Here is an 18,836-nt window from a genome sequence, read left to right as displayed (position 1 = left end):
CTGACATCGATGTCAGGCGTTGCGCGATTGTGTGCGATCCGGTCTTGCCCATTGATTGATTTACCGGTAACGATGTGTCGCGCACGTTACGTGAGTTGATCGGAGGAGGCCGGATGCGCCGACCACGGTGGATAGCCGCGACAGTGCCCCTGGCGATGATGGGATCGATGCTGATGGGAGCGCCGGCCCGGGCGGCGGCGCCGGATTTCGCGTCCTCGTTCGAGACGGGGCAGCCGCAGCCCGACTGGATCGACACGACCGAGCGGGCGAGCGGCGTGGACGGCACCGTGATCGTCGGCATGCCGGGCAGCCTGCGGGGCAACGTCACGGCCATCGCGGTCAACGCCCAGCCGAACGCCAACGAGGGCGCCACCAACCTGAACGACGGCGACTCCGCGACCAAATGGCTGGTCGACACGCCGACGAGCTGGGCCCGGTACACGCTGGACGCACCCTCCGAGGTCGTCAAGTACGCGCTGACCAGCGCCAACGACGCCCCGGAGCGGGATCCGAAGGACTGGACGCTGGAGGGTTCGGCCGACGGTCAGAGCTGGACCACTGTCGACACCCGGACCGGGCAGACCTTCGACGAGCGCTTCCAGACCAAGACGTACGAGGTCGCGAGCCCGGGCAGCTTCACGATCTACCGCTTGAGCATCAGCGCGCACGGCAGCGGCAACCTCACCCAGCTGGCCGACCTCGAGCTGGCCGGCGCCGACGTCACGGAACCGCCCACGGGCCCGATGCAGAGCCGGATCGGCAGCGGCCCGGCCGGTTCCCCCACGGCGAAGGCCAACGCGGGTTACACCGGCTTGAAGGCGTTCCAGATCGCCGGCCGGCACACCGCCGAGGGCCGCGGCTACGCGTACAACAAGGTCTTCGACGTCGACATGGCGGTGACCGACAATACCGAGTTGTCATATCTCATCTTCCCGGAGTTCAACCGCACGGACCTGAGCAATCCCGCCACGTACGCCGCCATCGATCTGGCCTTCACCGACGGCACGTTCCTGTCGCAGCTCGCCCCCAAAGATCAACACGGGTTCACCCTGACACCCGCCGGCCAGGGCGAGTCGAAGTCGCTCTACACCAGCCAGTGGAACCTCAAGAAGAGCAGGATCGGAAAGGTCGCCCGGGGCAAGACCATCGACCGCATCCTCGTCGGCTACGACAAGCCGAGCGGCCCCACCAGCTTCCGTACGTGGTTCGACGACATCACGATCGGCGAGGTCGCCCCGGCTCAGCCGAGGGAACACCTCTCCGAGTACGCCGACACGCGCCGGGGCACGCAGTCGTCAGGCGACTTCTCGCGGGGTAACAACTTCCCCGCCACCGCCGTCCCGCACGGCTTCAACTTCTGGACGCCGGTGACCGACGCCGGCTCGACCAGCTGGCTCTACCAGTGGTCGCGGCAGAACAACGCCGACAACAAGCCGACGATCCAGGCGTTCTCGGCCAGCCACGAGCCCAGCCCGTGGATGGGTGACCGGCAGACGTTCCAGGTGATGCCGTCGACCGCGCTCAACCCGGCCCGCACGGCGCGGGCGCTGCCGTTCAGCCACGACAACGAGGTGGCCCAGCCGCACTACTACGGGGTCACGTTCGACAACGGGCTCAAGACCGAGCTCGCGCCCACCGACCACGCGGCGCTGTTCAAGTTCACGTTCCCCGGTGACAGCGGCCACCTGATCCTGGACAACGTCAACAACAACGCCGGGCTCACCATCGACGCGGCCGGCAACGCGATCAGCGGCTGGTCCGACGTCAACAGCGGCGGGCTCTCGGCCGGCTGGACCCGCATGTTCGTGTACGCCACGTTCGACCAGGACGTGACCGCGAGCGGCTCGCTGGCCACGGGCAACCGGCCGTCCACGGGTTACGTGAGCTTCGGGGCCAAGACCGTACAGATGCGCATCGCGACCTCGCTGATCAGCGTGGCCCAGGCCAAGCACAACCTGGACCTCGAGATCGGCGCCGACGCCACTGTCGAGTCGGTGCGCGACAACGCCCGCAAGCTGTGGGACGCCAAGATGAGGACCATCGAGGTCGAGGGCGCCACCGAGGATCAGCTGGTCACGCTCTACTCGAACCTCTACCGGCTGTTCCTCTACCCCAACTCGGCCTTCGAGAACACGGGCAGCAACGAGGCCCCGGCCTACAAGCACACCGTGCAGTCCGCGGTGACCAGCCCGGCCGGCACGCCGACGGAGACCGGGGCGCCGGTCAAGGACGGCAAGGTGTACGTCAACAACGGGTTCTGGGACACCTATCGCACCACCTGGCCCGCGTACTCGCTGCTGACGCCGAAGACGGCGGGCGAGATGGTGGACGGGTTCGTCCAGCAGTACCGCGACGGCGGGTGGATCTCGCGCTGGTCGTCGCCGGGTTATGCCAACCTCATGGTGGGCACCAGCTCGGACGTCGCGTTCGCTGACGCGTACCGGAAAGGGGTCAAGGGTTTCGACGTGGAGGAGGCCTACGCCGCGGCGGTGAAGAACGCCACGGTGACCCCGCCCAACCAGAACGTCGGGCGCAAGGGGCTGGCCAGCTCGATCTTCAAGGGCTACACGCCGAGCGACGTCACCGGCGAGGCGATGAGCTGGGCCATGGACGGCTACATCAACGACTTCGGCATCGCGAACATGGCCGCGGCGCTGGCCGGCAAGACCGGCGAGAAGCGGTACGCCGAGGAGGCCGAGTACTTCCGCAACCGGGCGCTGAACTACGTCAACATGTTCGACAAGTCGGTCGGTTTCTTCCAGGGCAAGAACTCGGCGGGCGTGTGGCGGCAGACGCCGGAGCAGTACGACCCGCGCGTCTGGGGCTACGACTACACCGAGACCAACGGGTGGAACATGGCGTTCCACGTGCCGCAGGACGGTCAGGGCCTGGCCAACCTGTACGGCGGGAAGAAGGGGCTGGCCGACAAGCTGGACACGTTCTTCGCGACGCCCGAGACGGCGACCTTCCCCGGCTCGTACGGGGGAACGATCCACGAGATGCTCGAGGCCCGCGACGTCCGGATGGGCCAGTACGGCCACAGCAACCAGCCCTCACACCACATCATCTACATGTACGACTACGCCGGGCAGCCCGCGAAGGCGCAGAAGCTCGCGCGGGAGGCGCTGTCCCGGTTGTACCTGGGCAGCGAGATCGGCCAGGGCTACGCCGGCGACGAGGACAACGGCGAGATGTCGGCGTGGCAGGTGTTCTCGGCGCTCGGCTTCTACCCGCTGCAGATGGGCTCGCCGGCGTACGCGGTCGGTTCTCCGCTCTTCCAGAAGGCCACAGTCAACCTGGAGAACGGCAAGAAGATAGTCATCAACGCACCCGCCAACAGTGCGTCGAACGTCTACGTGCAGGATTTGAAGATCAACGGGTCGTCGTACGCATCGACGTCGATCCCGCATGAGAAGCTCGCGGACGGCGCGGTGCTCGACTTCACGATGGGGCCGAACCCCTCGTCGTGGGGTGCCGATTCGCCGCCGCCGTCGATCACCCAGGGCAGCGCGCCGGCCAACCCGCTGCGCGACCTGACCGGGCCGGGCAAGGGCACCGCGTCCACGCCCGCGCTGGTCGACGACACCAGCACGACCCAGGGCAGCGGGCCGTTCACCTACGAGTTCGCGAGCGCGGGCGAGCAGGCCACGTACTACACGCTGACCTCCGGGGCCACGGCCGGCGCCGACCCGTCGTCGTGGACCGTGCGGGGCTCGTACGACGGCACGAAGTGGACGACGATCGACAGCCGCAAGGATCAGAAGTTCGACTGGCGGCTGCAGACCCGGCCGTTCAAGATCACGTCGCCGGGGCGGTACAAGCACTACTCGATCGAGTTCGAGGGCACGCCGGCCGAGGTCGAACTGCTCGGCAAGCCCGCGCCGGCCTGCACGACGACCATCGCGGACGAGGTGTCGGGGGCGCTCACGGTCAGCTCGGGCGTCACCTGCCTGGCTCCCGGCTCGACAGTCAAGGGCCTGGTCACCGTACGGAACGGGGCGTCGCTGTATGCCACGGGCGCGACCCTGAAAGCGGCGCTGACGGCCACCCGGGCGGGCACCGTGTCGCTGCTCGGCACCAACGTGTCGGGCTTCGTGACCGCGACCGACTCGGGCCCGGTGTCGATCGAGGGCTCCACGGTGCGCGGGATCGTCACGCTGACCACCGGCAAGACCGCGACGGTGGTGGCCGGCAACACCATCAACGGGGCCCTGACCTGCACGGGCAACAACCCGGCGCCGGTTGACAACGGCCTCAAGAACGCCGGTACGGGCCTCCGGCTGGGGCAGTGCGCGAAGTTGTGACAAAAGGGGCGGCGGGGCCCACCTCGCCGCCCCTTCCTAGTAATGTAGTAACCATGTCAGACGAGAAGCTCTGGGGCGTGATCGCCGCGGGAACCCTGGGCACTGTGGCCACCATCAAGCGGGACGGGCGGCCGCAGCTGTCCGACGTCAGCTACATCGCCCTGCCCGGGCTGATCCGCTTCTCCACCCGCACGTCGCTGGCCAAGGTGCACAATCTGCGCCGCGACGCCCGGATCAGCATCAAGGTGTCGGGCGAGCAGGGTTACGCCGTGGCCGAGGGCACCGCCGAGCTCACCCAGGTCGCCTGGGGCCTCGAGGACGAGGTGGTCGAGGAACTGGTCGAGATCTATCGCCTGATCCGCGGCCAGGAGCATCCGGACTGGGACGAGTTCCGGCGCGCGATGGTCACCGACGGGCGGCTCGTCGTGCGGATCAAGGTCGAGCACCTCTACGGCTGGGTCATGTGACAGTCACGCTGACCCGGACCGCGGCGCGGCGCATCGCCGTACGGGCGCAGCTTTTGACTTCGCCGCGGCCCTCCTCGATGGATGCGGTGATATCGGGGCTGACGTTCCTGCAGTACGACCAGACCGCGGCGGTCGCTCCCCATGCCGATCTCGCTTTGTGGAGCCGGCTGGGCGCTTCTTACCGACCCTCGGAGCTGGCTTCCGGCTTGGCCGACCGCACCTACGTCGAGCTGCGCGGCATGATCCGTCCCATGTCCGATATTTCGTTGTATCGGGCGGAGATGGCCGAGCATCTCGCGCCCGACTCGCAGTTCGGCACGCCGGGCGCGCAACACTGGGTGGACGCCAACGACCGCTTCCGCCGGGACATCCTGGACCGGCTCGACCGCGACGGCCCGCTGCCCCAATCGGAAATTCCGGATACGTCAGTGGTGCCGTGGGGTTCGTCCGGCTGGAACAACAACCGCAACGTCGGCATGATGCTGGAATGCCTGGTCGTCCGGGGTGAGGTCGCGCTGGCCGACCGCGACGGGCGCGACCGCATGTGGGATTTGGCCCACCGCATCTACCCCGCCGAGGTGGTGCCGCTGGAAGAGGCGTTACGCATTCGCGCGGCCCGGCTGCTGCGGTCGCTGGGCATAGCCCGTCGCGTCGACGCCGGCATCGAAGCCCGCATCGAAGGCGTACGCGGGCTGTGGCGCGTCGACCCGTCCTACCTGGAGGCCCCGTTCGAGGGCCGGACGGCGCTGCTCTCCCCGCTGGACCGCCTGATCTTCGACCGCAAACGCATGGCCGACCTGTTCGAGTTCGACTACAACCTCGAAATGTACAAACCCCCCACCCACCGCCGCTGGGGCTACTGGGCGATGCCGATCCTGCACCACGACCGCCTGATCGGAAAACTCGACGCCACCACCGACCGCAAACACGGCACCCTCCGCGTCGACGCGATCCACGAAGACATCCCCTTCACCCCCACCGTGACCGCCGCCGTCCACACCGAACTCCACGACCTGGCCCGCTGGCTGGGCGTCGCCCTCGACCTGCCCGCTTAGAGCAGCGCGCTCAGCGGCGGGTCGGCTCCGGGGCTCTCCAGGCCACGTTCCAGTTCCCCCCGTACGTCCTCAACCGTGCCGTCCTCCCCGAGAACCTCAGGCACGTCGTTGCCGCACTCGAGCTGCTCCAACAGGTCGCAGGCCCTCCCCCAACGTCTCCGCCCGTTCTCGTGAGCCCACCGCAACACTCTTAAGGTCACCCCCGCCGGCGCAAACTCTTCCCACGGATCATCCATCAGCCCCACGTAGACCACCCCACCAGCGAAGCAGGCAATCAAAACGCACAACTGAGGGGCGGCCGGTCCCGTCAGGCCGACATCACGGGCCCGGTGCATGTTGCCCACTCGATAGGTGCCGACAGCCGACCGCAAGCCCGCTCACACTGCCAGCAAGCGGCATGAGGCCGCCCGGAGGCACGAACGCTGATCTGCCGAGATGAGTGCACCTGATCTTGGCGTATGCGAGGCTTCGGCCGATGGAAATCTCTCCGGACATCTTGCAAGCCGCAGCGGCTGATCCTGCCTCCGAGGCATGGAGCTTCATCTGGGCGAAGTCGTGTCATCAAGGCAACTGCGATCCCGCCAGCGCGGTCTTGGTGCCGTGGCTGTCGACGACGATTGCTGCGTTCACCGGCGAAGCATGTGTCAAGGCATTGGCTCTGGCCGGATACATCGTCGTGGACTCCTTGGAGGCGGACCGGACCTCGTACCGTGGCGAGATTGCTGCTCTACGAGGTATGGCCGCGCAGCGTCTAGCAAACGCCTCCGACGATCGTGAGTTCGTCTACCTCCAGCAGGCGATCCTGGGATTCGACGGCGATGAATTGTGGGGCAAGGAGCTCGATCATCTCAATGACGGGGAAGTCGACGTGGAATGCCCTGGTTGTGACGCGGAGGTGTTGGTAGATCTAGGGGACGACGAGTCCTCGGTCATCCCCGGCCTGTCCAGCGAGGTGGCCGAGCGCCTTCACGCTGAGGCGGTTGAAGGTGGCCGCGCCGTCCTCGCCACAGCCCTGACCCGCCTCTTCGGCCGCATCGAGTGTCCCGAATGCGGATCTCTATTTAACGTCGCCGAGCACCTCGCTGGGGTTTCTCGCGGCTGACGCGAGACGCTCGTTCCGCCGCCGCTAGAGCGAGCTGGCTCGGATCGCCGGTCAAGCCGGATTGTCGGCGATGTATCCGCTGGCCGAGATGGCATCGATGAAGTGCCGCAGAACTGGCCAGGGGAGCAACGGGTTGCCGTGCGAGGTAAAGACGACGGCTTTGGCAGCGGGCGTGAACGGGCCGGCGCGCGGTTCCAGGTCGGGATGTGCACGCTGATGTAGCTGTTCGTAGTGTTGGCTGGGTCGACGCAGATGGACACCCGGCAGCAGCCCGCAAGGTGTCGACCTGGCCCGTGCTCAGCCTCAACCAGGCGACCACTCCGCGGGCTCGGTCACCCAGCACGGCTGAAGCCACTCGCAGCCGAGGGCAACGGCCCGTCGCAAGCAGCGACCCGGGCGTGGAAATGTTTGGCGCATCGGCACGTGAGCCGGTCAGCGCTGGAGGGCGGGCCCGAAATCGCCATCATCAAGAACGTGAGATGTCGATGGTGTCGAGACTACGAGCAAGGACGATCGCCCGAATGACCAACACCTCGTGAAGTGCTGTAGCGGTGGCTCATCCATGGCGCGACGGCGCCTCGCGGGGCGCGGGGTTCGTACTATCGCGGCATGGACGGCGAGTACCGGTTGCGGCGGATGATCGGCAGGTTGTCGCATGTCGCGGACGTCGTGGTGCGGGTGGAGCCGTCCGCGCGTGATGAGGTCACCGTCTCGGACGACGTGTTCGGGTGGCGGCGCGACGTTTACGGGCCCGACGCGTACGGCTATGGCGAGTGGGACGATCAGCGGGCGGCGGAGGCGATCGCGGGTGTCCGGGACGCGGTGGCCCGCAGTGGGGGCGACAGCTACCGGGTGACGGTGATCAAGATCTTCTGCACGGAGACGGACACCCAGATAGGCGATGTCAGGTTTGCGGCGGCCCAGGCCGTTGCGAGAGCGCTGGGCATCCCGCCGGTGATAGGCCCCAACTGACATGTATCGATAGACGTCTATTCACGGCTACGGTGTGGCCGGGCCACCGGCCCGTTGTCACCCCCCACCGGCCAAGACAGGACGTCATCCATGCGCCTCCTCGCCCGGACCCTGCTCACCGCGGCCAGCGTGCTCGCCGCGGGTCTGCTCTCCCCGGCCGCCTCCGCGGTGGCCGCACCCACGGCCGATCCCGTGGTGGGCCCTTCGGTCGTCGGTGGTCAACCGGCCACCGAGAACTACCCGTTCATGGTTTACACCTCCGGCTGCACCGGCTCGCTGATCAAGGCGAACTGGGTGGTCACGGCCAAGCACTGCCCGACCCCGGCTTCCGTACGGGTCGGCAGCGTCAACCGCACCAGCGGCGGCACCGTCGTCTCGGTGCGGCGCGCGGTCAGCCACCCGAACATCGACGTGAAGTTGTTCGAGCTGGCTTCCTCGGTCAGCTACGTCCCGGCGCCGATCCCGTCGACGTCGGGCGCGGTCGGCACGGCCACCCGGATCATCGGCTGGGGCCAGACCTGCGCGCCGCGCGGCTGTGGGTCGTCGCCGGCCGTGGCGCACCAGCTCGACACGTCGATCGTGGCCGACAGCCGCTGCGCGGGCATCAACGGACCGTACGAGATCTGCACCAACAACACGGGCGGCGTGGCCGGCGCCTGTTACGGCGACTCGGGCGGCCCCCAGGTCCGTACGGTCAACGGCCGCTGGAATCTGATCGGCGTGACCAGCCGGGCCGGCAACAGCAGTTCGACGTGCGCCACCGCGCCGTCCATCTACGGCGACCTGCCCTCGATCCGCACGTGGGTCAACACGCAGGTCGGTGGTCTGCCTACGGCCTGACCGGGTGTCCCGGACCGTCCGTCAGCGCTTGGCGGATGGTCCGGCCGATCGGGCTGTCGTTTCCCTCGTACGGCCGTCGCGCGTACCGGTCCCGGGGCGAGATGCACGGCTGGGACAGGAAACGGGGTCCCGTGCCGTGGTTGGGCTGGGCCGCGTGCACCAGGAACGGGTGACAGACGAACACGTCACCCGCGCGGCCGGTGCCCAGGACGGTCGGGCGGTGCGCGGACGCGGCGTCCACCAGTGGGGACAGAACCTCACCGGAGGCGCCCTCTTCGGAGTACGGCAGCAGCACGCGCGGAACGTCCATGTGGGAGCCGGCGCGGATCCGGGTGGGTGCGGTCCGCTCGTCGACGTCGGTGAAGAGGAACAACAGCAGCAGGGCCCGATAGCTGGAGTGGACGTTGGTCCAGTACGACGTCTCGCCCGGCGGCATGTAGGCGCCCTCGATGTGCCAGCCCGCGTCGTCCGGCTCCTCGGTGTGCGGGAAGCGCAGCGGGAAGGCACCCATCTCGTTGCGCGGCTGCCAGCGCCCCGGCCCGGCCACCGCGTCGATCGCCTCCACCAGCACCGGCACGTTCATCGCCGCGGCGAACGGCGGCTGCGCCATGGTGCCGACCCATTCGACCGGCTTGGTCCAGGTGCGGGGGTCGTCCCGCTCGGCGTCGATCCGCTCCCACAGCAGCCGCGCGCAGTCGTCGACCACGGCCGCCGGCACGGCCTGCTCGATCTTGACGAAGCCGTCCCGGACGAACCTGTCGATGTCCATGCCCCGAGTGTGGCTACCGTGAGCCCATGACGTCCAAGGACTTTCAGGTCACGTTCGACTGCGCCGAGCCGCAGCGGGTCGGGCCCTTCTGGTGCGAGGTGCTGGGCTACGAGGCCACGGTGTCGACGGAGACCGCGTTCGCCTGCGCCGACCCCGGCGGCGTACGCCCCCGGCTGCTCTTCCTGCGGGTGCCCGAGGGCAAGGTCGTGAAGAACCGCGTGCACCTCGACGTGCGGGTCGGCACCGGGCTCGTCGGCCAGGAGCGGCTGGACGCCCTGGAGGCCGAATGCGTACGGCTGGAAGCGCTCGGTGCGAAGCGGGGGATCCTGCTGGTGGCCGACGGCGTGAACGAGTCCTGCCAGAACATGCAGGACCCGGAGGGCAACGAGTTCTGCTTGGATTGAGCATCGCTCAGGCTCGTGGGGCACCCCCCGGTTGGCAGGACAGACGCGGGGAGTCTGACCATGATGGGGTGGTGAACTTCCGATCTGTCTACCAGCACGGGTTCGCGCGCGTGGCCGCGTGCACCGATCACGTCGTCGTAGGGGATCCCGCGGCCAACGCGGCGGCGATCCTGAGCCTGGCCCGCGAGTGCTCCGAGCAGGGGGTGGCCGTCGCGCTCTTTCCCGAGCTGGGATTGTGCGGCTATTCGATCGAGGACCTGCTGATGCAGGACGTGCTGCTCGACGAGGTGCGGGCCGGGCTGAGAACGGTGGTCGACGGGTCGGCCGAGCTGCTGCCGGTGCTGGTGGTGGGGGCGCCGCTGCTGCACCGGAACCGCATCTACAACTGCGCGGTCGTGATTCACCGCGGGCGGATCCTGGGGATCGCGCCGAAGTCGTATCTGCCCAACTACCGCGAGTTCTACGAGAAGCGGCAGATCGCGGCGGGCGACGACGAGCGCGGCGGCTTCTACGACGGCACCATTCCTTTCGGTACGGATCTGCTGTTCAGCGCCGAGGACGTGCCGGGGCTGGTGGTGCACGCCGAGGTCTGCGAGGACATGTGGGTGCCGATCCCGCCCAGCGCCGAAGCCGCCCTGGCCGGGGCGACCGTGCTGCTCAACCTGTCGGGCAGCCCGATCACGGTGGGCCGGGCCGAGGACAGGCGGTTGCTGTGCAAGTCGGCGTCGTCGCGCTGCCTGGCCGCGTACGTGTATGCCGCCGCGGGCCTGGGCGAGTCAACCACCGACCTGTCCTGGGACGGGCAGACGATGATCTACGAGAACGGGGTGCTGCTGGCCGAGACCGACCGGTTCCCACTGGACGACCGGATGGCGATCGCCGACGTCGACCTCGACCTGCTGCGCCAGGAGCGGCTGCGGATGGGCTCGTTCGACGACAACCGGCGCACCCACGCCGGCCGGACCGGCGAGTTCCGCACCGTACGGTTCACGCTCGACGCCCCCACCGGTGACCTCGGGCTGCGGCGCCGGGTCGAGCGGTTCCCGTTCGTGCCGGCCGACGTCGATCGGCTCGCGCTGGACTGCTACGAGGCGTACAACATCCAGGTCGCGGGTCTGCAGCAGCGCCTCGCCGCGATCGGCAACCCGAAGGTCGTGATCGGGGTGTCCGGCGGCCTCGACTCGACGCACGCGCTGATCGTGGCCGCGCGGGCGATGGACCGGGCCGGGCGGCCCCGCAGCGACATCCTCGGGTTCACCATGCCGGGCTTCGCCACCAGCGACAACACCAAAGGCAACGCGCACCGGCTGATGCGCGCGCTGGGCGTGACCGCGGCCGAGCTCGACATCACGGCGACCGCGAAACTGATGCTGTCCGAGATGGGGCACCCGTTCGCGTCGGGCCAGCCGGTCTACGACGTCACGTTCGAGAATGTGCAGGCCGGGCTGCGCACCGACTACCTGTTCCGGCTGGCCAACCAGCGCGGCGGCATCGTGCTGGGCACCGGTGACCTGTCGGAGCTGGCGCTGGGCTGGTGCACGTACGGGGTCGGCGACCAGATGAGCCACTACAACGTCAACGGCGGCGTGCCCAAGACGCTGATGCAGCACCTGATCCGCTGGGTGGTCTCCGAGAGGATCTTCGACGACGAGGTCGGCGCGGTACTGACCGACGTGCTGAACACCGAGATCAGCCCCGAGCTGGTGCCGGGGGCCGAGCTGCAGTCGACCGAAAGCACCATCGGCCCGTACGCCCTGCACGACTTCGCGCTGTTCCACGTGCTCCGCTACGGCATGCGCCCATCGAAGATCGGCTTCCTGGCCTGGCACGCCTGGCGCGACACCGGGACGGGCGCGTGGCCGCCCAACTTCCCGGAGCCGAAGCGGATCGCCTACGACCTGCCCGAGATCCGCCACTGGCTGGAGACGTTCTGCCGCCGCTTCTTCGCCTTCGCCCAGTTCAAGCGGTCGGCGATGCCCAACGGCCCCAAGGTCTCAGCCGGCGGCTCGCTGTCCCCGCGCGGCGACTGGCGGGCCCCGTCCGACGGCAACGCCAACGCCTGGCTGCGCGACCTCGAACGCTGGGACGCCATCGAATGACTTCGTCAGGGGCCGCCGGTGCCGAACGGCAGCAGGGCGGGAAGGCCGCGTGAGCAGCTTCCCCGCCCAGGCCGCGCGCGTCCGCGACCTCGACCTGCCGCTCGAACGCCGGCTGCTGGCGCTGCGCGAGTGCGCGCTGCACTTCGCCCCGTACGAGTTCCGGAAGACCTGGCATTACCTGATCGCGGCGGCGCGCGTCCCGGTGTGGCTGGAGATCGACCCGGACGCGTTGTTGCGGGCCCTCGACCTGCTCGAACCGGCCCGCAACCGATGGCTGGCCGAGACCCGGTCCTACGCGGCCCGCCGCCGGCTCGAAAAGGCGGCCGGTCGCCGCCAGCCGCGCGCCGGACCACCGCCGCACCCGCCTGCACCGGAACCGTGGCCCGACGACGGGCGCCCCTGGGCGCTGATCTGGTATCGGATGGTGCCCCGCGACGAGACGATCGGCGGCGGCGACATCGAGGAGTTCCGCGCCGAATACACCCCGACCAGCGCTGACGGCCGCTTCGGGGACTATCAGCTCTACATCCGGGGCGTCCCGCTCGGCAACATCACCACCACCGCTCTGGCACCCCACGTCGTCAACCTGCGGGCCATTCGCCGTACGGCCGAGGACCCGGCCCCACGCGACCCCGAGCCCCTGATCCTCGGCGACACCTTCGACCACGTTCACGTCACGCTGGCCGCCACCGAACACGACCTGATCTTCGAGTTCGCGTCGAACCGCCGGCCCGGCTGGGCGCCGCCTCCGCAGTGGACACCCCCACGCGATCGCCCCCGGCGCCTGCTGGTGCGCCGAACCGAAGTGATCACCGCCTGCCGTGCCGCGGAGGCCCGCTTCGAGGCTTTCCTCGGCCTGCCGTGAATCCCGCTCCCGGCTTGGGTGGAGCCGGGGTGGCTGGGCCGGCGTGTGGTAGCCGGAGCGAAGCCGCCGGGATATTTCACGAGGGTGCCCCTCCCGGGTTGTCCTGACGGTGGCGCCCTGAACAATGGGCGGCGGCCCCGCCGTACGAGGAAAGGTTTGATCATGGGTTGGAACACCTCGGTGCTTTTCCGTCAGGGCATGACGGCGGACGAGGCTGTGGACGACCTCGCCATCACGGATTTCAGCGGCGAACTGGTCGGAGCCGACCAGGCTACGAGCGCCCTCAAGCCCGACGCCCTCTATGCCGCGGAGTCGGGTGGCTGGGTGCAGGTCTGGAACCCGATGATGGATGTGGTCATGGGCTGGGAGCCGACCGACCCGGCCGACGCTTTGGTGGTCTTCTTCAGCAGCGTTTCCAGCACATACGGCTTCACGCTGTTCACGAACGGGGAGCGCACCCGTCATTACGTCTACGCCGACGGTGTGGCCGTCGAGGACGAAGGAACGCCACTGCCGGTCGAGGCCGAGATCCCCGTGCCGTCCTGGGGCCCGGACGAGGACTTCCTCTGGTCGATCATCACGGCAGTCACCGGTCTCCGGTACGACGAAAAGCTGCAGTACCGCGTCTACCCGGTGTGACACGCGAGGCATCATCGCGGTATGGATGAGCCGTATCGGCCCTTTGCTCTGCGGGTCATGGCCGACCACCTCGGTGACGGGCTGTGGGACAGCGATCCGGACCATCGGGGGCCGGCTGAGCTGGACGATCTGGGCCTGAGCGCGGAATTGGTGGCGCGGCTGCGCGCGTGGAACGGGCAGTTTCAGCGGACTGCCCTGACCGAATTCGAGTTTCCGAGCGCGGAGGCGGAGCGACGCTGGGTCTCCGATGGTCTGCACCTGGCTTTCGACCTGCAGAACGCGCTGCCCGACATCGAAGTCAGCTACGCCCACGACGACGACCACCGACCGATGCGGGACCGGCGCGGGCCCTAGGATCGGTTTCGATGACCACGCCTTCTGTTCGTTTTGCACGCCTTGCGCCGGCAACTTTGACGGCTCTGCTCGACGGTGACCTGGTCACCGCCCGCAAGCTGGCCGGGGTCGAGCTGACCGATTGGTTCCTGTCCGACGAGATCACGTGGTTGTGGCGGATGCGCCTCGACCAGATCGCCGCCGACCCGGGCGCCGCCGACTGGATCGTGCGGGCCGCCGTTTCCGTTCCCGGCGAGGTGGTGGTGGGCGCCGGCGGTTTTCACGGGCCGCCGGACGACACCGGGATGGTGGAGATCGGTTACAGCACCGACCCCGATCACCGCAGGCGCGGATACGCGCGGGCGATGGTGACCGAGTTGTTGCGCTGGGCGGCCGCGGAGCCGTCGGCTGTCACGGTGCGGGCCAGCATCCGGCCCGACAACGAGGCCTCGCTGGCGACCATCGCCGGGTTCGGCTTCGTGCACGTCGGCGAGCAGTGGGACGAGGAGGACGGCACCGAGTTCCTGTACGAACGTCCGGCGCGTGGTGTCGGTTCCGGGGACGGCCGTTCGTAGAGCCGGTGGAAGCGGCTGGTCGAGGCCGCCGATACGAGGGAGTCATGCGATGCCGCAGTACCTGATCTCGTTCAACGAGGGTGCAATGGATCACATCAGCGCCGAGGAGTTGCCCGCGGTGGGTGAGGCGGCGAAGGCGGCGGTTCAGGAGATCGTGGACGCCGGTGTGTTCGTGTTCGCCGGCGGCCTGAACCCTCAGCGGGCGAGCGTCGTGGCCCCGGACGGCGTGGTCAGCGACGGCCCGTACCCGGAGACCAAGGAGGTTGTCGGCGGGCTCGTGATCGTCGACGTAAGCTCGCGCGACGAGGCACTGAAGTGGGCGGCCAAGATCGCCGGGGCCTGCCGCTGCGCGCAGGAGGTGCGCGAGCTCGGGGCCGACTCGGCGCGCGACGAGATGGTGCGCCGGGCCGCCGCGGAGAAGTCTGCGAAGGAGTAACACGGTTGGAGCTGGGGGACGTCCGGGAGCTCGCCACTGCTGTGATGGCCGAGCATCGGCTGAGCGGGTGGCGGCTGGTGTTCGACAACGCCAAGACCCGCGCGGGGTCGTGTCACTCGGCCAAACGGGAGATCGCGCTGTCGCGGCCGCTGATGCGGTTGTACGAGCCCGCGCAGGTGCGGCAGACGATCCTGCACGAGGTCGCGCACGCGCTGGCCGGCGCGGGTCACGGGCACGACCGGGTGTGGCGGGGCATCGCCCGGCGGATCGGCTACACCGGTGGGCGGTGCCTGCCGGCCGACACGCCCAAGGTCGACGGGGCCTGGGTCGGCGTGTGCGCCGCCGGTCACCGGACCACCGCGCATCGGCGGCCGATCCGGGTCCGCTCGTGCCCCGAGTGCTCGAAGACGTTTGATTTATCAGCCCGGTACGAGTGGACGCACCGAGGGCGGCCGGCGGCGATGGACCCGCGCTACACCGCCGAGCTGGCCCGGCTCCGCGAGCGCCGGCCCGCGCCGCGGCCGCCCCTGGCCGCCGTCGGTGATCGGGTCCGGCTGACCGTCGAGGGCAAGTACGGCGGGCTGACCGGGACCGTCGAGAAGCGCGGGCGCAGCCGCTACCAGGTGCGTACGGGAAAGGGTCTGTTGAGCGTCTCCTTCGCCGGGGCCCAGCCCTTGACCGAGCCGGCACCCAGCCACTGACCGAGCCCGCCCCCAGCCACTGACCGAGCCCGCCCCCCAGCCACTGACCGAGCCGGCCCCCAGCCGCTGACCGATCAGGCCAACGTCAGCGCGTAGACGTAGACGCGGGCGTCGTCGGGCAGCGTGATCGAGCGGATCTGTTTGCCTTCCGCCAGGGCCAGGCGCGCGCCGAAGAGCGAGACCGGCGGCCCGTCCACGCCCTGGCCGGCCTTGATGCGGTGCGGCATGGCGAGCACGGCGGTGGTGCCCGCGGCCGCCGTCCCGCACCAGTCGGCGATGGTCACCGGGACGGAGGCGTACGTGCCGTCGGTATAGCCGATCGTCACCGAGCTCCCGACCGGACCGTTGTGGCTGGTCAGCACCAGGTTGGCCGACGTGTAGGAGCCGGCCGGCAGCAGCAGCGTCCGCCCCGCGGCCGACGTGAAATTGGGGGCCGTGCCGGCCGGATCGGGCGCGGCGTAGGTGACCCCGGACCACGTGACCGGGCCCGCCGGGGGCAGCAGGCCGGCGTCGTAGCTCCAGCCGCCGCCGTCGAAGTTGCCCGAGTCGGAGGCGGCCACCGTCGCGGTGCCGTCGCGGGTCGGGGTGAGCACCACCGCGCACTGCCCCGTGACAGCCGAGGAGCAGACGGACGGGGTCGTGACGATCAAGTTCGCCGACTTCCGCACGCCGGAGACGTCGACCGTCAGCGGGTAGGTGCCCGGCGCGACGGAGGCGGGCGCCGTCACGGTCACGGTCGCGGTGGCCGAGGTGGGCAGGTGCCGCGACACGATCGGGCCCGGTTGGCGAACCTCGGTCCGGAAGCCCGACGCGTCGACCACCGTGACCTGCGGCCGCAGCGTGCCCGGGGCCTGACCGACGATGTCGACGGTGAGCGTCGCGCTGCCGCCGGGCGGGACGGCGGCCGAGGCCGGGCGGATCGCGGCCGACAGCGCGGTGCGGTTGTCGAGCGGGGCCCGGTTGACCGACGGGGGTTCGGCCGCGGCCGAGGTGCCCCACGACGACGGGGACGTGCCGAGGGTGTGCGCGATCGTGCCGCCCGAGCCGACCGCCGACCACGGCACCCAGTTCTTGGTGAGCGAGGACCCGTTGACCCGTACGCGCTGGATGTACCGGTTGGTGTCGGAGGCGCCGGGCGCCGTGACGGTCAGGGTCCGGTCGCCGGTTCGCACGACCGCCGACGGGAACTGCGGGGACGACACGGCCAGGAAGTTGGCGCCGCTCATCGTCGGGTAGAGGCCGAGCGACGAGAACACGTACCAGGCGCTCATCGTGCCCAGGTCGTCGTTGCCGGTCATGCCGTCGGGGCCGGTCGTGAAGAGCGTCATCGCCGCGCGCACGACGGTCGCCGTCCGCGCGGGCGCGCCGGCCCAGTGATACATGTACGGCGCGAGCAGGTCGGGTTCGTTGTTCGGGTTGTACGTGGGCTTGGCGTAGTAGTCGTACGGGCTGGCGATCCAGTCGTTGCGCGCGGTGCCCGCCGGGTCCTTGAGCAGTTTGTCGTACGCGAAGAAGCTGTCGAGCCGGCGCGCGGTGGCCGCCCGGCCGCCCATGAGCTGCACGAGGCCCGACGGGTCCTGCGGCACCAGCCACTGGTACTGGTACGCGCCGCCCTCGTGGAACTGCTGGGCCGCGGCCACCGGGTCGTACGGGGTCAGCCAGGTGCCGTCGGTCGTGCGCGGCCGGAACTGCTGGGTCGAGCTGTCCCACAAGTTGCGATACCACTGCCCGCGCGCCGCGAACAACCGCGCGTCGGCGGTCTTGCCCAGCCCCTGGGCCATCAGCGCGAGCGACGCGTCGGCGGCCGAGTATTCGAGCGTGGCCGAGGCCGGGTGCACGCAGTCGTTGTCGCCGCCCTTGTGCACGCAGTCCGTGCCGAGTTCGAGCCCGGACGGGATGTAGCCGCGGTCGCTGTAGTACTTGATGCCCGTGCGACCGTTGTAGGGCGAATCGGCCGGCGGCTCGCTCAGCGCGTTCTTGCGCAGCAACTCGTACGCGGTGCTCTCGTGGCCTTTGAGCAGGCCCTTGGACCACGCCTCGACGAGGAACGGCGTGACGGGATCGCCGGTCATGATGTTGGTCTCGCTGTTGGCCAGGGCCCAGCGGGGCAGCCAGCCCCCGTCGCGGCCGATCGCCAGCACACTCAGCGCCACGTCCCGGGCCACGTCGGGGGTGAGCAGTTCGAGCAGCTGGTTCTGCGGGCGATAGGTGTCCCAGAGCGAGAAGTTCTGGTACGGCGTGTAGCCCTCGGCCTTGTGCACGGCCCGGTCGAAGCCCACGTACGAGCCGTCGACGTCGCCGGCCACGTTGGGGTGCAGCAGCGAGTGGTAGAGCGCCGTGTAGAACGCCGCGCGCCGTTCCTCCGTGCCGCCGCCGATCTTGACCCTGTCCAGGGCGGTGACCCACTGGGCCCGCAAGGCGTCACGCACCGCCGCGAAGTCGAATCCCGAGGTCTCCGCGGCCAGGTTCGCCCGCGCGCCGGCCATCCCGGTGTAGGACAGCCCGACCTTGACCACCACATCGCGGTCGGTCGTGGCGTCGAACGTCACGTACGCCCCGTTCGAGCCCGCGCCGGCGGCGTCCCGGCTGCCCGCCGTCACCGAAGTGCCACGCCAGGTCCCGTACGAGGAAAAGGGCCGATCAAAGGACGCGGTGAAGAAGACAGTGTGGTCGTCCTGGCCCGCGCAGAAGTTGCCCGCCTCGACGCGGCCCTCGATCGTGCGGTCGTCGACCACGTGGATCTCGGAGTCGAACACCGACTGGTTGGCCTTGCCCGTGTTGAACAGGACGTTGGCCGCCGCGGTGGCCGGGAACGTGTAGCGCTGCCAGCCGGTGCGCGCGGTCGCGGTGAGCTCGGCGTCGACGTCGTACTTGTGCAGCCCGACCCGGTAGTGGCCGGGTGAGGCGGACTCGTCGTCGTGGCTGAACTCCGACTTGTAGACGTTGGGGTCGACGCTGCTGATCGCGCCCGTGGTCGGCATGATCGGCAGCTCGCCGGCGACCCCGCAGCCGACGCCGGAAAGGTGCGTCTGGCTGAAGCCGTAGATCGTGTTCTGCCGGTAGTCGTACCCGCCCTGCCCGCCGGTGTCCGGGCTGACCTGCACCATCCCGAACGGCGCGCTGGCTCCGGGGAACGTGTTGCCGAAGTTCTCCGTGCCCACGAAGGGCCGTACCAGGTCGACGGGTTGAGTCTCCGCGACCGGCGCGGCCAGCACCGAGGTGAGCAGCGCCGCACTGAGCAGCAAGTGCATGGATGAACCTCCCGTGACGGGCGT

General features: G+C 69.3%; 16 protein-coding genes. 14 read left to right on the top strand and 2 right to left on the bottom strand.

The features are described 5' to 3' along the window. Window positions 1-113: 113 nt before the first annotated feature. From BKA14_RS39480 to BKA14_RS39450, 6 genes are all read left to right on the top strand, one after another. Window positions 114-4,304, top strand: coding sequence for a GH92 family glycosyl hydrolase (locus tag BKA14_RS39480; protein ID WP_184955814.1), 4,191 nt, complete (start codon window positions 114-116; stop codon window positions 4,302-4,304). Between the two features lie 53 nt (window positions 4,305-4,357). Beyond that, entirely contained in the window at window positions 4,358-4,771 is a 414-nt protein-coding gene (locus BKA14_RS39475; RefSeq protein WP_184955813.1) for a TIGR03618 family F420-dependent PPOX class oxidoreductase, read from the top strand. Then, window positions 4,768-5,826 (top strand): DNA glycosylase AlkZ-like family protein, encoded by a 1,059-nt coding sequence (locus tag BKA14_RS39470; RefSeq protein ID WP_239092677.1) that lies wholly within the window; start codon window positions 4,768-4,770, stop codon window positions 5,824-5,826. Before BKA14_RS39475 ends, BKA14_RS39470 begins: the two co-directional genes overlap by 4 nt. 475 nt (window positions 5,827-6,301) lie before the next feature. Next, window positions 6,302-6,928, top strand: a complete 627-nt coding sequence (locus tag BKA14_RS39460; RefSeq protein ID WP_184955812.1) for a hypothetical protein — start codon at window positions 6,302-6,304, stop codon at window positions 6,926-6,928. A gap of 609 nt (window positions 6,929-7,537) precedes the next feature. After that, a complete protein-coding gene (locus tag BKA14_RS39455; protein ID WP_184955811.1) occupies window positions 7,538-7,900 on the top strand; it encodes a hypothetical protein in 363 nt (120 codons plus the stop codon). A gap of 90 nt (window positions 7,901-7,990) precedes the next feature. Beyond that, window positions 7,991-8,740 (top strand): S1 family peptidase, encoded by a 750-nt coding sequence (locus BKA14_RS39450; protein ID WP_184955810.1) that lies wholly within the window; start codon window positions 7,991-7,993, stop codon window positions 8,738-8,740. Here the strand turns inward: BKA14_RS39450 and BKA14_RS39445 are convergent. Continuing rightward, window positions 8,730-9,509 carry a phytanoyl-CoA dioxygenase family protein gene (locus tag BKA14_RS39445; RefSeq protein ID WP_184955809.1) on the bottom strand — a complete coding sequence of 260 codons (780 nt, stop codon included), beginning with the start codon at window positions 9,507-9,509 and terminating at the stop codon, window positions 8,730-8,732. The genes BKA14_RS39450 and BKA14_RS39445 overlap by 11 nt on opposite strands. A 26-nt stretch (window positions 9,510-9,535) precedes the next feature. Here BKA14_RS39445 and BKA14_RS39440 point away from each other — a divergent pair, with 26 nt between their 5' ends. From BKA14_RS39440 to BKA14_RS39405, 8 genes are all read left to right on the top strand, one after another. Then, entirely contained in the window at window positions 9,536-9,913 is a 378-nt protein-coding gene (locus BKA14_RS39440) for a VOC family protein (RefSeq protein WP_184955808.1), read from the top strand. A 71-nt stretch (window positions 9,914-9,984) separates the two neighbouring features. Further along, window positions 9,985-12,012, top strand: coding sequence for an NAD(+) synthase (locus BKA14_RS39435; RefSeq protein ID WP_184955807.1), 2,028 nt, complete (start codon window positions 9,985-9,987; stop codon window positions 12,010-12,012). Between the two features lie 49 nt (window positions 12,013-12,061). Then, window positions 12,062-12,877, top strand: coding sequence for a hypothetical protein (locus tag BKA14_RS39430; RefSeq protein ID WP_184955806.1), 816 nt, complete (start codon window positions 12,062-12,064; stop codon window positions 12,875-12,877). Window positions 12,878-13,039: 162 nt separating this feature from the next. Further along, the gene (locus BKA14_RS39425) at window positions 13,040-13,516 is read left to right on the top strand and encodes a hypothetical protein (RefSeq protein ID WP_184955805.1); all 477 of its coding nucleotides are present in this window, start codon (window positions 13,040-13,042) and stop codon (window positions 13,514-13,516) included. 21 nt (window positions 13,517-13,537) lie between these two features. Beyond that, window positions 13,538-13,870, top strand: a complete 333-nt coding sequence (locus BKA14_RS39420; protein WP_184955804.1) for an immunity protein CdiI family protein — start codon at window positions 13,538-13,540, stop codon at window positions 13,868-13,870. 56 nt (window positions 13,871-13,926) lie between these two features. Continuing rightward, complete coding sequence (locus BKA14_RS39415) at window positions 13,927-14,424, top strand: GNAT family N-acetyltransferase (protein ID WP_239092679.1); 498 nt, start codon at window positions 13,927-13,929, stop codon at window positions 14,422-14,424. A 49-nt stretch (window positions 14,425-14,473) separates the two neighbouring features. After that, window positions 14,474-14,860 (top strand): YciI family protein, encoded by a 387-nt coding sequence (locus BKA14_RS39410; protein WP_184955802.1) that lies wholly within the window; start codon window positions 14,474-14,476, stop codon window positions 14,858-14,860. A gap of 5 nt (window positions 14,861-14,865) precedes the next feature. Further along, window positions 14,866-15,561 carry a SprT-like domain-containing protein gene (locus BKA14_RS39405; protein WP_239092680.1) on the top strand — a complete coding sequence of 232 codons (696 nt, stop codon included), beginning with the start codon at window positions 14,866-14,868 and terminating at the stop codon, window positions 15,559-15,561. Between the two features lie 74 nt (window positions 15,562-15,635). Here the strand turns inward: BKA14_RS39405 and BKA14_RS39400 are convergent, their stop codons facing one another. Further along, window positions 15,636-18,812, bottom strand: a complete 3,177-nt coding sequence (locus tag BKA14_RS39400) for a GH92 family glycosyl hydrolase (RefSeq protein WP_184955801.1) — start codon at window positions 18,810-18,812, stop codon at window positions 15,636-15,638. Window positions 18,813-18,836 lie beyond the last annotated feature (24 nt).

It is taken from the genome of Paractinoplanes abujensis (assembly GCF_014204895.1).
GTDB classification, from domain to species: Bacteria; Actinomycetota; Actinomycetes; order Mycobacteriales; family Micromonosporaceae; genus Actinoplanes; species Actinoplanes abujensis.
This window is presented reverse-complemented; position numbering and strand designations above follow the sequence as displayed.

Excerpts from the sequence above, each read along its gene's own strand:
- BKA14_RS39480 (WP_184955814.1), top strand. The coding sequence starts at position 114 with ATGCGCCGACCACGGTGGATAGCCGCGACAGTGCCCCTGGCGATGATG.
- BKA14_RS39475 (WP_184955813.1), top strand. The coding sequence starts at position 4,358 with ATGTCAGACGAGAAGCTCTGGGGCGTGATCGCCGCGGGAACCCTGGGC.
- BKA14_RS39460 (WP_184955812.1), top strand. The coding sequence starts at position 6,302 with ATGGAAATCTCTCCGGACATCTTGCAAGCCGCAGCGGCTGATCCTGCC.
- BKA14_RS39455 (WP_184955811.1), top strand. The coding sequence starts at position 7,538 with ATGGACGGCGAGTACCGGTTGCGGCGGATGATCGGCAGGTTGTCGCAT.
- BKA14_RS39450 (WP_184955810.1), top strand. The coding sequence starts at position 7,991 with ATGCGCCTCCTCGCCCGGACCCTGCTCACCGCGGCCAGCGTGCTCGCC.
- BKA14_RS39445 (WP_184955809.1), bottom strand. The coding sequence starts at position 9,509 with ATGGACATCGACAGGTTCGTCCGGGACGGCTTCGTCAAGATCGAGCAG.
- BKA14_RS39440 (WP_184955808.1), top strand. The coding sequence starts at position 9,536 with ATGACGTCCAAGGACTTTCAGGTCACGTTCGACTGCGCCGAGCCGCAG.
- BKA14_RS39425 (WP_184955805.1), top strand. The coding sequence starts at position 13,040 with ATGGGTTGGAACACCTCGGTGCTTTTCCGTCAGGGCATGACGGCGGAC.
- BKA14_RS39420 (WP_184955804.1), top strand. The coding sequence starts at position 13,538 with ATGGATGAGCCGTATCGGCCCTTTGCTCTGCGGGTCATGGCCGACCAC.
- BKA14_RS39410 (WP_184955802.1), top strand. The coding sequence starts at position 14,474 with ATGCCGCAGTACCTGATCTCGTTCAACGAGGGTGCAATGGATCACATC.
- BKA14_RS39400 (WP_184955801.1), bottom strand. The coding sequence starts at position 18,812 with ATGCACTTGCTGCTCAGTGCGGCGCTGCTCACCTCGGTGCTGGCCGCG.